The 16,290-nt window shown below is 39.3% G+C and carries 15 protein-coding genes; 3 read left to right on the forward strand and 12 right to left on the reverse strand.

Translation table 11 applies throughout. The features are described from left to right. Positions 1-198: 198 nt before the first annotated feature. Positions 199-1,389, reverse strand: coding sequence for a glycine C-acetyltransferase (locus tag BGM26_RS06520; protein WP_217038901.1), 1,191 nt, complete (start codon positions 1,387-1,389; stop codon positions 199-201). 557 nt (positions 1,390-1,946) lie between these two features. On the opposite strand from BGM26_RS06520, the gene BGM26_RS06525 reads away from it, so the two are divergent. Then, positions 1,947-3,434: a catalase gene (locus BGM26_RS06525; protein WP_217038902.1), complete on the forward strand. Its 1,488-nt coding sequence runs from the start codon at positions 1,947-1,949 to the stop codon at positions 3,432-3,434. Between the two features lie 220 nt (positions 3,435-3,654). Here the strand turns inward: BGM26_RS06525 and BGM26_RS21425 are convergent, their stop codons facing one another. The 4 genes from BGM26_RS21425 to BGM26_RS06540 all read right to left on the reverse strand — a co-directional run bounded on the left by BGM26_RS21425 (position 3,655) and on the right by BGM26_RS06540 (position 5,757). Beyond that, complete coding sequence (locus BGM26_RS21425; RefSeq protein ID WP_254119083.1) at positions 3,655-3,750, reverse strand: putative holin-like toxin; 96 nt, start codon at positions 3,748-3,750, stop codon at positions 3,655-3,657. A 304-nt stretch (positions 3,751-4,054) separates the two neighbouring features. After that, positions 4,055-4,219 (reverse strand): hypothetical protein, encoded by a 165-nt coding sequence (locus BGM26_RS06530; protein WP_217038904.1) that lies wholly within the window; start codon positions 4,217-4,219, stop codon positions 4,055-4,057. A 201-nt stretch (positions 4,220-4,420) separates the two neighbouring features. Then, positions 4,421-4,561 carry a hypothetical protein gene (locus tag BGM26_RS06535; RefSeq protein ID WP_217038905.1) on the reverse strand — a complete coding sequence of 47 codons (141 nt, stop codon included), beginning with the start codon at positions 4,559-4,561 and terminating at the stop codon, positions 4,421-4,423. A gap of 47 nt (positions 4,562-4,608) precedes the next feature. Then, positions 4,609-5,757, reverse strand: coding sequence for a beta-propeller fold lactonase family protein (locus BGM26_RS06540; RefSeq protein ID WP_254119085.1), 1,149 nt, complete (start codon positions 5,755-5,757; stop codon positions 4,609-4,611). Between the two features lie 266 nt (positions 5,758-6,023). On the opposite strand from BGM26_RS06540, the gene BGM26_RS06545 reads away from it, so the two are divergent. After that, complete coding sequence (locus BGM26_RS06545; protein WP_217038907.1) at positions 6,024-7,580, forward strand: ABC-F family ATP-binding cassette domain-containing protein; 1,557 nt, start codon at positions 6,024-6,026, stop codon at positions 7,578-7,580. Between the two features lie 323 nt (positions 7,581-7,903). Next, a complete protein-coding gene (locus tag BGM26_RS06550; protein WP_217038908.1) occupies positions 7,904-8,794 on the forward strand; it encodes a DegV family protein in 891 nt (296 codons plus the stop codon). 99 nt (positions 8,795-8,893) lie between these two features. Here BGM26_RS06550 and BGM26_RS06555 read toward each other — a convergent pair whose 3' ends face one another. The 7 genes from BGM26_RS06555 to BGM26_RS06585 all read right to left on the reverse strand — a co-directional run bounded on the left by BGM26_RS06555 (position 8,894) and on the right by BGM26_RS06585 (position 16,281). Continuing rightward, positions 8,894-9,277 carry a hypothetical protein gene (locus BGM26_RS06555; RefSeq protein WP_217038910.1) on the reverse strand — a complete coding sequence of 128 codons (384 nt, stop codon included), beginning with the start codon at positions 9,275-9,277 and terminating at the stop codon, positions 8,894-8,896. Positions 9,278-9,368: 91 nt separating this feature from the next. Then, a complete protein-coding gene (locus BGM26_RS06560; RefSeq protein ID WP_217038912.1) occupies positions 9,369-10,523 on the reverse strand; it encodes a homogentisate 1,2-dioxygenase in 1,155 nt (384 codons plus the stop codon). 13 nt (positions 10,524-10,536) lie between these two features. Continuing rightward, the gene (locus BGM26_RS06565; protein ID WP_217038914.1) at positions 10,537-11,439 is read right to left on the reverse strand and encodes a fumarylacetoacetate hydrolase family protein; all 903 of its coding nucleotides are present in this window, start codon (positions 11,437-11,439) and stop codon (positions 10,537-10,539) included. Positions 11,440-11,443: 4 nt separating this feature from the next. Beyond that, positions 11,444-12,064 (reverse strand): flavin reductase family protein, encoded by a 621-nt coding sequence (locus BGM26_RS06570; protein ID WP_217038915.1) that lies wholly within the window; start codon positions 12,062-12,064, stop codon positions 11,444-11,446. 185 nt (positions 12,065-12,249) lie between these two features. Continuing rightward, positions 12,250-13,368 (reverse strand): 4-hydroxyphenylpyruvate dioxygenase, encoded by a 1,119-nt coding sequence (gene hppD, locus BGM26_RS06575; protein ID WP_217038916.1) that lies wholly within the window; start codon positions 13,366-13,368, stop codon positions 12,250-12,252. 222 nt (positions 13,369-13,590) lie between these two features. Then, complete coding sequence (gene lpdA / locus BGM26_RS06580) at positions 13,591-15,030, reverse strand: dihydrolipoyl dehydrogenase (RefSeq protein WP_217038917.1); 1,440 nt, start codon at positions 15,028-15,030, stop codon at positions 13,591-13,593. Next, positions 15,031-16,281: a dihydrolipoamide acetyltransferase family protein gene (locus tag BGM26_RS06585; RefSeq protein WP_217038918.1), complete on the reverse strand. Its 1,251-nt coding sequence runs from the start codon at positions 16,279-16,281 to the stop codon at positions 15,031-15,033. Positions 16,282-16,290 lie beyond the last annotated feature (9 nt).

Below are 16,290 nucleotides of genomic sequence, written 5' to 3' on the forward strand. Positions count from 1 at the left end.
TCAACTCAGAGCGTTATATAAAGTCATACTTAAAAAGCAACAAAATATACGAAAACAGCCTTTTTCTTAAACACTTTCCGTTTGCTTGAATATCTATATTTCGAAAAAAAATACGAACGGGGCGATTTGCCTGATGGGAACCGTTTTATAAATCCCTCTTCTCAGATGGTAAATCTAACCCCGTTTTTCAAAATGCGATTAAATAATACCCATTTCTTTCCCGACTTTTTCATAGATGGCAATCGCGTTATCAAGCATTTCCTTCGTATGAGCAGCTGAAGGCATGTTTCTGACCCTTCCTGTACCACGTGGAACAGTTGGGAACACAATCGATTTTGCATAGACGCCTTCTTCATTTAACTTTTTGCTGAAATCTTGGGTTTTCACTTCATCGCCAATAATACATGGCGTGATTGGCGTTTCACTTTCACCAATATCAAACCCTAATTTCTTTAAGCCAGCTTTTAAGTAGTTCGCATTTTCCCATAGCTTTTCGTTCAGCTCCGTGCTTTCCATTAAAAGATCGATCGCTTTCATACTTGCAGCTACATCAGCAGGTGTTAATGATGTTGAGAAAAGGAATGGTCTGCTTCGAACTTTCAGCCAGTCAATCAATTCTTGCTTCCCGGCTACATATCCGCCGACAACACCGATTGCTTTTGAAAGTGTTCCGATTTGGAAATCAATTTTATCGGATAAGCCGAAGTGCTTAACAGTACCAGCGCCATCCCCTAATACACCTGAACCATGGGCATCATCAACATATGTGATCAGATCAAATTCTTCAGCAATATCAACGATTTCAGGAAGTTTCGCAATATCTCCGTCCATAGAGAAAACACCGTCTGTAATGATCATAATCTTATTGTAAAGGCCAGATTCCTTTGCTTCTTTCGCTTTTGTTCGTAAATCCTCCATATCAGAATGGTTCACACGGATGATCTTTGCTCTTGATAAGCGGCAGCCGTCAATGATTGAAGCATGATTTAATTCATCAGAAAGAATCGCATCGTTTTTGTCCATTACAGCTGAAATCGCAGCCATATTACAATTGAAGCCTGATTGGTAGGCAATCGCAGCCTCTGTATGTTTGAATTCAGCTAATTTTTCTTCCAGCTTTACGTGAATATCCATCGTTCCGTTAATCGTCCGAACTGCCCCCGCGCCAACGCCATACTTGTTGATCGCTTCTTTAGCAGCTTCTTTCAATCGGTTATCTGTCGCTAACCCTAAATAGTTATTTGATGAAAGATTGATTAATTCTCTGCCATTAATTTTGATCATTGGACCGTTTGGGCTTTCTAGTGGGTCGATTACATTATATAAACCCTTCCCCTTTAAATCTTCCAGGTTTTCTTTTAAAAAAGCATCTAATGTTTTGCTTGACATCATAAATCCCCCAATATCATATTTTATCCCGCGTGTCGTCTTCTTGAATACAAATGTATTTATACAGTGGACACAAAAAACCTCGTAAAAACGAGATATATAAAGGAACTTCATGTATTACTTTATCATATTTTTAATTTTTGTACATATAGCAAGGACAATATTTTTATATTTTTTATTTAGGAAAATGCCATTTCTTCTTAGTTTGTCCATTTATCTTAAAACCCACCTTAAAAAGAAATGCCATGAGGCTTAGAATAATAAAAATATTCAGAAACATGGAAGGATTATGAAGGAAGAACATTGAAATTATTTAGAAAGTAATTTCGTAAATCTTATATAGGAAGTTCTTTTGGCCAAGTTCGAAAATATAGATAGAGTAATGCCGTTATTTTGGACTGACTTTTTTAAATGCATTGGATCTTTTTAATAAGTATTTATTTATATTTACTTTTTATTTATATTAATTATAAATAAATATTGATTTTCTTTTGATAAGTGTTATCATTAAAACATGAGTTACTTTTTAAAATAATTAATTCAGGAGGTAATTTTTCGTGAATAAGAATGATAATCAAAAGAAATTGACTACTGCGGCAGGCGCCCCTGTTGCTGATAATCAGAACTCAATGACAGCAGGTCCTAGAGGTCCGGTACTATTGCAGGATGTTTGGTTACTAGAAAAACTAGCTCATTTTGACAGAGAGGTTATTCCTGAGAGACGAATGCATGCGAAGGGATCCGGGGCATATGGTACGTTTACCGTCACTCATGACATTACAAAGTATACAAATGCGAAAGTTTTTTCTGAGATTGGTAAACAAACAGATATGTTCGTTCGTTTCTCTACGGTTGCTGGTGAGCGCGGTGCAGCAGATGCCGAGCGTGATATTCGCGGATTTGCCATGAGATTTTATACCGAACAAGGAAATTGGGATCTCGTTGGAAATAATACTCCCGTGTTCTTCTTCAGAGACCCGATGCAATTCCCTGATTTGAACCATGCTGTGAAGCGTGACCCGCGCACGAATATGCGAAATGCTAACAACAACTGGGACTTCTGGACTTCACTGCCCGAAGCATTACACCAAGTGACAATTGTAATGAGTGACCGCGGGATTCCGAAGTCTTACCGTACGATGCATGGGTTCGGCAGCCATACATTCAGTATGATCAATGATCAAAATGAGCGCGTATGGGTGAAATTCCACATGCGTTCGCAACAAGGCATTGAAAACTTCACTGACGAAGAGGCAGAGGTACTTGTTGGGAAAGACCGTGAAAGCCATCAAAGAGATCTTTATGAAAATATCGAAAATGGCAACTTCCCGAAATGGAAAATGTACATTCAAGTGATGACAGAGGAACAAGCAAATAGACACCCATACAACCCATTTGATTTAACAAAAGTATGGTATAAAAAGGACTTCCCTCTAATCGAGGTTGGAGAATGGGTGCTTAATCGCAATCCAGAAAACTATTTTGCTGAAGTCGAACAAGCTGCCTTTACACCGGCTAATGTCGTACCAGGTATAGGCTTCTCCCCTGATAAAATGTTACAAGGCAGGTTATTCTCTTATGGTGATGCGCAACGTTATCGTTTAGGTGTGAACCACCATCAAATTCCTGTTAACCAGCCAAAATGTCCGTTCCACAGCTACCACCGTGATGGAGCTATGAGAGTGGATGGAAATAAAGGCAGCACGATTCACTATGAACCAAACAGTTATGGTGAATGGAAGGAACAGCCGCAATATAAAGAACCATATCTTGCTCTCCAGGGGGATGCTGGACATTGGGATTTCAGAGAAGATGATGACAACTACTTTGAACAACCTGGTCTCCTCTTCAACCTCATGACTAAAGAGCAACAACAAGTACTGTTTGAAAATACTGCTCGTAATATGAATGGTGTTGAAAGACATATTCAGATTCGCCATATCAAACATTGCTATCAAGCGGATCCTGCTTACGGAGAAGGTGTAGCAAAAGCGATTGGGATTCCAATGAGTGAAGTCGAAGTGGAAGTAAGTGAAGGTAAATAATTTTATTGACAAATATGGTGTCGCAAGAATTGTAATAGTTCCTAAACCCGTTCGTTTCTTTACTTTTAGGAAATTTATGTTTATAATTTTAGTATAAAGATCATAAATTAAAAAAGAGTTCCGGTTGCACCCGGAACTCCCTGTACAGCTAGCTGCTTGAAGTGCAGCGACCAAATCCGAATAGAAGTAATCTACTCATACATTGGTGGTGCAGGGTAGGTTACTTCTTTTTATTTAAAGAAATACCAATTGCGATTACTGCAACGATTAATGTAGAAAAGCTTACTACTAGGTTCATTGCATCATACGTAACCATCAGCGTCACCCCCTTTCTACTTTCAGAAATGGAGGCGGCCGCTGCCCACCCTGCAATTTACTGTACCCCTAAATTATACCATATAGGCAACTGAAACTCTCAAACGAATTTATTTTCCTCGTGTATTCTCTCTTCAATTTCCGCCGAAAACAACACCTTGGTTAATTTTGATAATAAACGGATTTTGGCTATATTCAAAGCTTAAGGATAAGTCATACAATTTATTTTCTGTAAATATTGAATTAATACTGTCATTCAAAAAAAACAGGCTCCGTTCCAATTGAGAACGCAGCCTATTTTTTACTTACTCTTCCATAAAAACTCTCGCATAATACATACTCTCTTGATCAAGCTCACCATTTTTTAACATTTCGTCTAATGATATTTTCTGCTCTTCACTTGCAACCTGATAAGTCCCTGAAACATTTGGAGCAGGTTTATTTTTTTTGTTATTCACACGCATTTTCATCTCCTTTCATCCCATTACTAATTAAGATGTGATTTATTTTTTTATTTATACAAATATGGCGGGTTGGAGCCGAAAGTAATGGGTAAACCAAGTGGCTAACGGACTGGTAAGGAACCTAGAACGTTGAAACCACTTCTCGCCAAAGGAGATTTGTTGTGTAAGTTAACTAGTTTAAAATAGATCCTTTATTTCAAAACCATGTTAATTTTTTTCGATACTTCTTCTAAAGAATTCAACAATGGGGATAGGTATTCGATATTTTTTATAGAAATCAACACTCTTCATTTGCGGATGAACTTCTAATTCTTTTTTAATCAAATTGATAATATCTTCTTTTTTCACTTGAATCACCTTTCATTGATTATTCATTCCTATCAAGATAACTCTGTTTAAAGTGTAAAGGGAGTAATGGCAATCGCCGTAGGACCAAACATATTCCCTAAGTCAATAGGGGAACCGATGACCGTATTAGTTGCAGTGTTAATGACAATAAGCCCCTTTTCACCACTGGTTATATAGGCACGAGAACCGTCCGGCGTGATGGCAATCCCTTCAGGAAATACTTTTTCGCCTAAAAAAATGGTAGTCAGAACGGTATTGGTTACAGTACTAATGACGGAAACCGTGCTGTTTAAGTCATTTGTCGTATAAACACGTGAACCATCAGGTGTGATTGCAACGCGATCAGGACCTATTCCATCTGAAAAGAGTGAAATGGTAGTCAGAACGGTATTGGTATCCGTATTAATGACGGAAACCGAATTGTCTGAGAAATTTGTTGTATAGGCAAGTGAACCATCAGGTGTAATAGCAATGTCTAAAGGACCAAAATCAAGGGGAGTGAGAGAAATAGTTGTCAGAAGAGTATTGGTTGCTGTATCAATGACGGAAACTGTGCCTAAGAAATTTGCCGTATAGACGCGAGAACCGTCCGGTGTGACAGCAATGCCAAAAGCACCTACTCCATCGGAACCGAGAGAAATAGTGGTTAGAAGGGTATTAGTTGCTGTATTAATGACGGAAACCGTACCGTTTAAATTTGCCGTATAGGCGCGCAAACCGTCCGGCGAGATAGCAATGCCATTAGAATTTAGAGATCCATCATCGGAGAGAGAAATGGTAGTCAGAACGGTATTGGTTACAGTACTAATGACGGAAATTATATCGCTAAAATGTGTCACATAGGCACGGGAACCGTCCGGGGTAATAGCTAAAAAAAAAGGGGATGTTTCAACCGGAATCAAGTCGAAGACCGTATTGGTTGCAGTATTAATGACAGTGACCGTATTGTCTGAGAAATTTGTAGCATACGCAAACGGACCATAATCGATGGAGCTAATCGAACAAATTGGAATGATGCGTGTTCCAAATACACCAACGAGAATCAGTTTTCCTTCATCCACTCTGAATATACGTCCTTGTATAATTTCACAACTTTCCGAAAGCCTAACGGAAATAAACTGGCCTTCTAATTCCTGGAGAGTCATCCTTAAATCTTGAAAACATATGCTTCCCGGTTTTATTGGCTTTATTCCCAAAAATATCACCTCATATTGTATGTTTAATCATACTCATCATATGTATTGAAATTTGTGAAGCGTAGGATGTTGTCCAAATCAAGGAGTACAATTTTCTCAAATTAGGATTTGTTAAAAGATCTCAGGTGAAAATCCTTAGTTCAACTCCTTTTTCCTTTTTATCCATTAAACTTTCCTACCTCCTAACTATAGAAACTCTAGTTTTATGAGAAAAAATCTTGTATTATGTAAAAATGGATTACTTATGGACAAAGTGGGGAATATAAATGAGTTTATTAAATGTTGAAAAATTGAGCCATACTTTCGGGGATCGAACTTTATTTAAGGATGTTTCTTTTCGGCTGCTGGCTGAAGATCATGTCGGGCTTGTTGGTGCAAATGGGGTTGGAAAATCGACCTTAATGAATATTATTACTGCTCAATTGATCCATGATTCTGGTCGTGTAGAATGGACACCAACGGTTCATTATGGATACTTGGATCAGCATACGGTTCTAACACCTGGAAAAACAATGCGAGATGTCTTAAAGGATGCTTTTCTTCCGCTTTTTGAACAGGAAAAGGCTCTTAATGAAGTGACTTCGAAAATGGCGGAGGCAACACCTGAAGAATTGGAAGAGTTGTTAGAAGAAATGGGGACTATTCAGGATCGTCTAGATGCAGGCGGCTTTTATTCCCTTGATATTAAAATTGAAGAAGCGGCCCGTGGGCTTGGGTTAGATGCCATCGGATTGGACCGGGACGTTTCCGCATTAAGCGGCGGCCAGCGTACAAAAGTTTTATTGGCAAAACTGCTTTTAGAACAGCCGCAAGTATTATTGCTTGATGAGCCGACCAACTATTTAGACGTCGAGCACATACGCTGGCTAACGAACTATTTGAAAGAATACCCATATGCGTTCATGCTAATTTCCCATGATACAGAATTCATGAACCAAGTTTCAAACACGATTTTCCATTTGGAATTTTCAAAGCTCACTCGCTATACAGCCAGCTATGATAAATTCCTTGAATTAGCGGAAATCAACAAAAATCAACATATTAATGCGTATGAGAAGCAGAAGGAATTCATCAAGAAGCAGGAAGATTTCATTGCAAAAAATAAAGCCCGTTATTCAACAACAGGCCGGGCGAAGAGCCGTCAGAAGCAGCTTGATCGCATGGAAAGAATCGATCGCCCTGAAACAGCAATGAAACCGTCCTTTGAATTTAAAGAGTCCCGTGGCAGCAGCCGTTATGTCTTCGAGGGAAAAGATTTCGAAATTGGTTATACGCAAGCCTTACTGCCGAAAATGTCTGTAACAATTGAACGCGGAGAGAAAATCGCGATTGTCGGCTGTAATGGAGTCGGAAAATCGACGCTACTTAAAACAATGCTTGGAAAAATCAATCCAATCAGCGGAAAAGTGGAGCGTGGCGACTTCCTCTATCCTTCTTATTTTGAACAAGAAGTTAAAGCAGACAATATTACACCGATTGATGATGTTTGGAATGCTTTTCCATCAATGGACCAACACCAAGTTCGGGCCGCTCTTGCGAAATGCGGATTGAAGAATGAACATATTTCGCGTCCTCTCAACCAATTAAGCGGTGGCGAGCAGGCAAAAGTCCGCTTATGCAAGCTGCTCATGAACGAAAGCAACTGGCTATTATTTGACGAGCCGACAAACCACCTTGATGTCGTTGCTAAAGAAGAATTGAAACGGGCCTTAAAAGCTTATAAAGGAACGATAGTGTTAGTTTGTCACGAACCTGATTTTTATGAAGATTGGGTAACGAAAGTATGGGATGTTGAAGAATGGTCCCAGCAGCTATCCCACTAAAATGCGAATACCCTACTTATTTAAAAAGTAGAAAAATGAAAAGAAAGGTCAGAATATTAATCTGCCTTTCTTTTGTTTTTCTATTAAAAGTTTCACTTTGACACGTGTGATCAAAATTCGACATTTTTTTCAGATCCCGTACAAAGGTATGCTATTAGTGTATAATAAAAGAGCCCGATATAATTGAAATTAACTATTGAATGTAAGCGTTTTTAATAAGTGATTTATGGGAAATATTACTTACTATATAATATTCAACTTTGTTTCACTTTAATTGGCAAAGCTTATACTGGGTAAATATTTAATAAAGGACTAATACATACATGACTAAAAAAAAGATTGCCTGGATTACAGATAGCACTGCTTTTATCACTGATGAATTATCGAATCACCCCGATGTTTATGTCATTCCCCTTTCCATCACATTTGGAGAAGAAACATTCGAAGATGGCGTTGAGTTAAATACGGACCAGTTATATGCGCGGATTCGTTCGCAAAAAGAAATCCCAAAAACCTCCCAGCCATCTGCAGGAAGATTCGCTGAACTTTTTGAACAATTAAAGGATAAATACGAATCCGCGATTGCTGTTCATGTATCAGGCAAATTAAGCGGGACATTAAATAGTTGTTTGGCTGGAGCAGAGCTTGCGGGATTCCCGGTAGAAACCGTCGATTCGAAATCGATGTCTTATGCGATTACGACTTTAATTAATAAAGGCCAAATGCTTTCTGATAATGAGATGCCTTATACTAAAATAGCTGAAATCCTTCAGGAGGAAGCAGATAAATCCGAAAACTATATTTTGCTTGGCAATCTGGAGCAATTTTACAAAGGCGGCAGAATGTCGGGAACACAATATTTGCTCGGCAGCATTCTTAAAATAAAGCCAATCATCCGGATTAACAGGAATGGTGAATTTGAGCTTTTTGATAAGGTACGTTCTGAGAAAAAGGCTGTAAAGCGCATGTTAGAATTACTTGGAGAATCCTATAAAAAAAATGCTATTTTACAAGTTCAAATCATGCATGGAAATGTACATACAAAAGCTGAGGAACTAGCAAAAGAAATTAAAACAATATTTCCGAGCATCGGGATTTTTATTGGTGAAATCAGCTCAACCATCGCGGCTCATGCCGGGGAAGGCACTGTTGCTATTTTATGGCAAAACGAACAATATGAAACTTCCTCCCTCTTACTGCCCGTAAATCTGTGATCAATAAAATGGTGGAAGATTGCCCCTATATATTATAAAAAAACTACCGCAATAGCGACTCATAAAAAAGCATTGGTTAAACCAATGCTTTTTCTAATATCATTTGTTCCAAATCGTTTTGCTTTGTTTGGCTTTTCCTTGTAAAACGACTTTATTTACATCTGAGAAATTATCATTGATAACAATGTTCTCAGTGACAAATGACTGTCCTAATCGGTTAACTAGTGTTCCTCCTCTAAGTTTTATATACACAGTTTTATCTTTCACATAATAGTCAAAGCCGCTGATCGTTTTTGCGCTGTTTGGATTAAAAGCATGAATCATAATGGTCTCGTTTGAAACATCTACATTATTTATTCTTAGCCAGTTTACATCTTGAGTCGTTCCTCGAACAAAGAACATATAAACTCCCAATGCAACTGCTAAAGCAATAACACCTACTAATTTAATTTTAAAATTCGACTTTTTATGCTCATTTTTCAAATATCGCCTTCCTCCTTATCTGTACCCTTCAGTTATATATTAACGGAAAATAAGGAAGATTCAAATATCACTAATTGAAAGTGCACCTCTATTAACCCACCCAAGTATACATATATTTCTCGTCTTCAATCACTTTAGCCTGCTTTACAATTTTGAGCGGCTTGAACGTGTCGATCATGACGGCTAGCTCGAGGGTTTCTTTTTTTCCGATGCTTGCTTCCGTTGTTCCGGGATGGGGGCCATGGGGAATTCCGCTTGGATGCAGGGTGATGGATTCTTTTTTTATCCCCTTTCGGCTCATAAAATTTCCTTCTACATAGTAAAGTAGCTCGTCGCTGTTTACATTGCTGTGGGTATATGGCGCAGGAATTGACTGTGGGTGGTAATCAAACATTCTTGGTACAAAGGAACAGACAACGAAATTATGGCCTTCAAATGTTTGGTGGACTGGAGGCGGTTGATGAACTCTGCCCGTAATCGGTTCAAAATCTTCTATATTGAATGCCCACGGATATAAAAAGCCATCCCATCCTACTACATCAAGTGGATGATGATTCAGAACATGAGAATGAAGATGGCCTCTCGTTTTTGTGATGACCTCAAACTCACCCTTCTGATCAAAAGTTTCTAATGTATCAGGACCGCGAATATCCCGCTCACAAAAAGGGCTATGTTCGAGTAACTGGCCGTACTCATTCCGATATCTCCTCGGCGTTGTTATTTGGCTAAACGATTCAACAATCAACGCTTTCGTCCTTTCGCCTTCATTTGGAATCACCCGAAAAATCGTGCCGATCGGGATAATGATATAATCTCCAGGCCGGTAAGCAAGCGTTCCAAACATTGTTTCGATTCGGCCTGTTCCATAATGAATAAAAAGCATTTCATCGCCATCGCCGTTTCGATAAAAACTTCTCATTGGCTCATTTATATTCGCTGTGCCGATAAGCAAATCGTCATTTCCTAATAAATACTCCCTTGCCTCCAGTGCATTCCCTTTTTTCTGAATCCTGTCAGTTAAGAGATGACGATGCTTCAACGATTCTTGTTCCTCATATTCTGGCAAATACGACCCGAGTAATTCCGTCCTTGCCACTTCTGTCGGCATATAATAATGATAGAGAATCGACTGCGTTCCAGAAAAACCCTTCGTCCCCATCACTTGTTCTCTGAATAGACTGCCATCATCTTTCTTAAACATCGTATGGCGCTTATGCGGGATTTTCCCAAGTTGCCGATAAAACATCTCCCCACCTCCCTTATTTAATCGTATTTTTTAATGTCCCGAGCGCCGTAATTTCTAGCTCCACCTCGTCTCCCGGCTCAAGCCAGCGATGAACATCTGTTCCGAGCTCTAAAATACAGCCACTCCCAACTGTCCCTGACCCGATTAATTCGCCAGGATATAAAGTGACACCATCTGAGGCCCGCGCAATCATTTCTCCAAATGAATAATAGATATCCTTCATATTCCCTTCAGAAAGAAGAACCCCATTAATTTTGGCAGTCATCTTTAAGTCATAGAAGTTTTCAACCCGGAAGATTTCCAGCTCATCCTTCGTCAATAGATAAGGACCGATGGATGTCGCAAAATCCTTTCCTTTTGCAGGGCCGAGCCCAACTTTCATTTCTTTTCTTTGTAAATCTCTTGCACTCCAGTCATTCAAAATGCAGTAACCGAAAATATATTCATCGGCATTTTCCGCTTTGATATTCTTTCCTTCCTTCCCGATCACACAGGCAATTTCCAATTCATAATCAAGCCACTCGCATGTTTCTGGGCGAACAATTTCATCACATGGCCCTTTAATCGCCAAGTGATTGGAAAAATAAAATACAGGAATATCGTACCATTCTTGAATCATATCCAAGCCGCGGTTTTCTCTTGCTGTTTTCACATGTTCCTCAAAGGCATAAAAATCCCTAAAACTTCTTGGGTTTGAAAGTGGAGCTTTTAAAAGAACCTCTTTTATTGGATATACTCCTTTGTCTGTCAAAGTTAATGTTTGCGACAAATAAAAAGCTTGGTTTTCTAGGAATGAAAGTATATCTTTTGGCAATACACCATTTGAAGCTTCGTGCATATCGACGACGTATCGTTCATTTTTTATCCAACCTGCTCGAACTGTTCCATCCTTTTTTTGAAAAGTAATGAATTTCATCGCATCACCTCGGCTCCTTTTTTCGAATTAATTCAAAGACATCCGCCAATGGCTTCGTATACATTTGTCCAGCCAGACGTCCAACTGGTTTCAGCTTTTCGGTATTGATCCTACCTTTCTCGTAAAGCTCTTCAGCAATATGGACATGTTCAACTTTACCAATAACAAGGCTGCCTGCACCTGCTTGTTCCCCGAAATGAAGCACTTGATGGAGTTTACATTCAAGATGGATTTTTGATTCTTTCACTCTCGGTGCACGTACCGTTTGACTGCTTTCTTTTGTAAGACTTGCAAACTCTAGCTCGTCAATGGAGGCTGGAAATTCAATTGCACAGGTATTCATTTTTTCTATAAAATCCTCGCTGACGATATTAATGACAAACTCCTTTGTCGCTTCAATATTAGCAAGCGTATCCTTTTTATTTCCATCCGTCCCTCTTCTCATTGGCGAAAAGCAAATGAGCATTGGTTCAGCACAAATGGCTGTAAAAAAACTAAATGGCGCCGCATTCCCAATCCCGTTTTCATCGATTGTTGTCACAAATGCGATCGGACGCGGCAAGATAGAACCAACTAATAATTTATATGCCTCTCGCCATTCAAGGTTTTCCGGGTTTATTTCCATGCTATAGACACCGCCCTCTCGCACAACGTAAATTGCATATGAATCTATTTTTTTTCAGGAGGTTTGGATATATTTACGTAAGGTGCTAGTATACTCATAAAATTACAAACATACTTACGAAACTTATATTTATCTCTTAAGGTATCTAATTTATCCTGACAGCAACAAAGTTTGGAAGAATAATATTATAAATTTCCACGTCTTGCCTGCTCACGTTCAATTGATTCAAATAGGGCTTTGAAGTTTCCTTCGCCAAATCCTCGTGCGCCTTTTCGCTGAATGACTTCAAGAAATAGGGTTGGTCTGTCTACAACTGGTTTCGTAAAAATTTGCAGCAAATAACCTTCGTCATCACGGTCTACTAAAATACTAAGTTCTTTCAGTTTTTCGATTTCCTCATCAATTTTTCCGACCCGTTCAGATAAGGCATCATCATAATAAGAGGCTGGCGTTTTTAAAAACTCAACCCCATTTTTCTTAAGGATGCTGACTGTATTTACTATATCTTCAGTCAAAATGGCAAGATGCTGAACACCGGGGCCATTATAAAATTCAAGATATTCTTGAATTTGGGATTTTCTTTTTCCTTCAGCTGGCTCATTAATCGGGAATTTGATCCTGCCGCCATTGTGCATGACCTTTGACATGAGGGCTGAGTATTCGGTGCTAATATCCTTATCTGTAAAATGTGTCATTTCTATAAAACCCATGACATTCGCATAATAATTGACCCATTCTTCCATGCTTTCAACATTGCCGACAACGTGATCAATCCCAATGAAACCAGCATCTTCAAAAGGAATTGACATTTTCTGCGGTTCATATCCAGGCATAAAGATTCCACGATAGTCATTTCGTTCAACTAATGTGTGAATCGTATCCCCATATGTGCCAATCACCGCCTTTTTTACCGTCCCATGCTGATCTTTTATTTCGGCAGGAGGTGAAATGGCAATGGCGCCTCTTGATACAGCTTCTGTATACGCCTTTTCTACATCATCGACAGTTAAGGCAACATCTTTCACCCCATCCCCATGTTTTTTAACAAACGATGCCACGCTGCTGTTTTCTGTTAAGGAACCTGTTATCACAATGCGGATCTTTCGCTGCTGAAGAACATAGGACACTGTTTCCCTGTTGCCTGTTTCAAGTCCTGAATACGCGACAAGATTAAAGCCAAAAGAAGAGCAAAAATAATGGCAAGACTGCTTTGCGTTGCCAGAATAAATTTCTAAATAATCCACTTCTTTAACTGGAAAAAAGTCTTCAACATTTTGCTGTTTCGCACTCTTTTTCTCTTTCATACAAACTCCTCCTCAATAATATAGTTAATATTCAGAATTAATAATATATTAAATATAAAAATGTTCTCAAGAGTGTAAATTGAAGCTATAATGCACTTCTGCATTAAAGTGAATTTATTTAAAGTCAAAGTAAATCCTTTATTCTGTCACCTGATTTTTTTGCCGATAGGGTTAAATTGATTTGAAGTAAAAAGAAAAACGGGAATGAGGTATCACTTAATTTCAAACGTTAAATCTTTCCTTTTTCAAATTAGGAGTCAGATGGATGGCCTGATTTTTAAGAGCTTCGACTGCTTCGAGCAGTGCTTCGTTGATGCTTGGATGCGGATATAACGGAAAAAGCAAATCCTCGTCCCTTGCAATCATTTCTAAAGATAAAATGCCGCTCGAAATTAATTCAATCGCTCCATCGCCAATCATGTGCATGCCTAATAAAAGTTTGCTTTTCTTGTCAAAAATGACTTTAATGAATCCATCTTTTTTGCCAATAAGCCCGGCGTATCCATTATTTGAGAGTGGAAATTGACCAATTTCAACTTCATAACCGTGCGCGAAAGCTTCTTGTTCCGTTAGACCGGCACTTGCGATTGGCGGCCTTGTATGGGCAACAGCCGGTATAAAGCGAAAATCTGCTTCAGCCCCTATGCCAGCGATAGCTTCAGCAGCAACTTTCCCCTGTTTCATCGCTTTAACCGCTAATACCGGTCCCTCTGTCACATCGCCTATGGCAAAGATATTCGAGCAAGTAGTTTGGCACTGCTTATTCACTTTAATAAAACCGCTCTCCGTCGTTTCAATTCCGATTCGATCCATTCCTATATTTTCGATGTTCGGCTTCGCAAAGGATGAAGTAAATAAATGGGTCCCAGTTATTGTTTCTATCCGATTCCTATTTTGAAGAATTATCGTGACAGCTTTTTCATCAGAATATGCCTTTGAAATCGAGGCGTTCCTAATTACTTGAATCTGATTCTTTTTAAAAACCCTTTTTAATTCGCGGTTAATAGACAAATCGTAATCAAAATCATCCTTACTGTTATCAAGGATGAGTGTAACTTGAGATCCGAGAGCTTCAAAAGCCATAGACATTTCGAGCGCAATATAGTCGCTGCCATAAACGAAGAGATTTTCAGGGATCAAATCAAGACTCGTAATCGACCAGGAATCGAGGATTCGCTTATTGTCTACTTTGATTCCTTCAGGTGCTTGCGGGGAACTCCCAGTGGCGATAATCGCGTGCTTAAAACGATAGACATTATACTGGTCCCCGTTTTCGACACCGACTTTATTTTCCGAAAGAAAAAAAGCTGCTCCTTTGATCATTTCAACTTTATTTGCGGTACATAATAACTGAACACTTTCGCGCAGCTTTTTGATCGTTTTATGTTTATATTCGGTGAATGTGTTCATATTAAAAGTGACATTTTTGCTTTCTATGCCAATGTTCTCGGATTCCCGTATCGATGCAAATTTTTCTGCTCCATGCGTAATGATTTTTGATGGAATACACCCTTTATTTAAGCAAACACCGCCCCATTGATCTTTTTCAATTAATGTGACTGATTGACCAAGCTGTGCTGCGCGGATGGCGGCATGGTACCCGCCAGGCCCCCCCCCGATGATGATGAGATCGCGTTCGTGTGCAAGCTCGCCAACAACCATTTACACCAACTCCAACAAAAGCATTTTGGGATTTTGAATCAACCCAGCAAAACGATTTGTAAAACGAACAGCGGCTGCCCCGTCTGTTACCCGGTGATCAAAGGACATGGAAATGTTCATCATAGAGCGGATGACAATTTGGTCGTCATCCGTGACAACCGGCATTTTTTTCGTTTTATGAAAAGAAATAAGCGCTGCTTCTGGATGCTGAATGATCGGCGTCGCCCCAAAACTTCCACCAAGTGGGCCAACATTACTGATCGTAAAAGTCCCGCCAGAAATGTCCTTAATGCTTAATTCGTTAGCTAATGCTTTTTCTGTTAGCTGTTTCATTTCAGCATGTATGATGCGAATTGATTTCTGCTCGACATTTCGAAGAACCGGAACGATCAACCCATCCTCCGTATCGACCGCAATCCCGATATGATGCTCATGCTGAAGGCGAATCACTTCATTTTCTTCATCCAGACGCGCATTGAAGATTGGAAATTCCTTTAGACAAATGGATATTGCCTTCATAAAAAAAGCTGTCGCAGAGAAGCTTTCGTTTAATTTTTTTAACTCGGTTCGAAATTGGATTAGATCGGTGACATCCACCTCCTCAAAATGGGTACAATGTGGAATCGTATATAAAGACTGGGCCATTTTTTTGGCGATTTGCTTTCTTCTGCCTCTGAAAGGGATGGTGTCATTTCTTAGTGGATTTTTTTCTGAGAGTGGTGCGGTATGTTCTTGCTTTTCCGGTTTTAACGGCTGGATTTTTTGATGTGAGGCGGTCATCAGTTTATAAATATCTTCATCTGTAATCCGGCCAGCTGGTCCTGATCCTTCTACCATTTCGATATCAATGGAGTTGTCACGAGCCATTTTTCTCGTATAAGGGGAAGCAAGGATCCGCTTCGGCTTCGCCTGCTTTTCTGCGAAATTGAATTTATTCTTTTCTTCGAGTTGCTGGCTCCATTTGTTTGCAGTCATTTCCGCTAGCATTGGAGAATGATTCCCAATTTTAGACACTGCATCTGTGTCTTCCAATATTAACAAAGTAGTCCCGACCGCTACGATTTGCCCGGGATTAACTTTGAATTCCCGAATGATTCCAGCCCGTGGAGCTGGGATTTCTGCTGTCATTTTATCCGTTTGTACTTCAATTAATGGGTCATCTACTTTAACAATATCGCCGGGCTTCACTAAAAAGCAGTTGATTTCTGCCTCTATCATGCCTTCGCCGATATCATGAAGTTTGACTTCCATCTCCACCCT

It is taken from the genome of Bacillus sp. FJAT-29790 (assembly GCF_019039215.1).
GTDB lineage: Bacteria > Bacillota > Bacilli > Bacillales > Cytobacillaceae > Cytobacillus.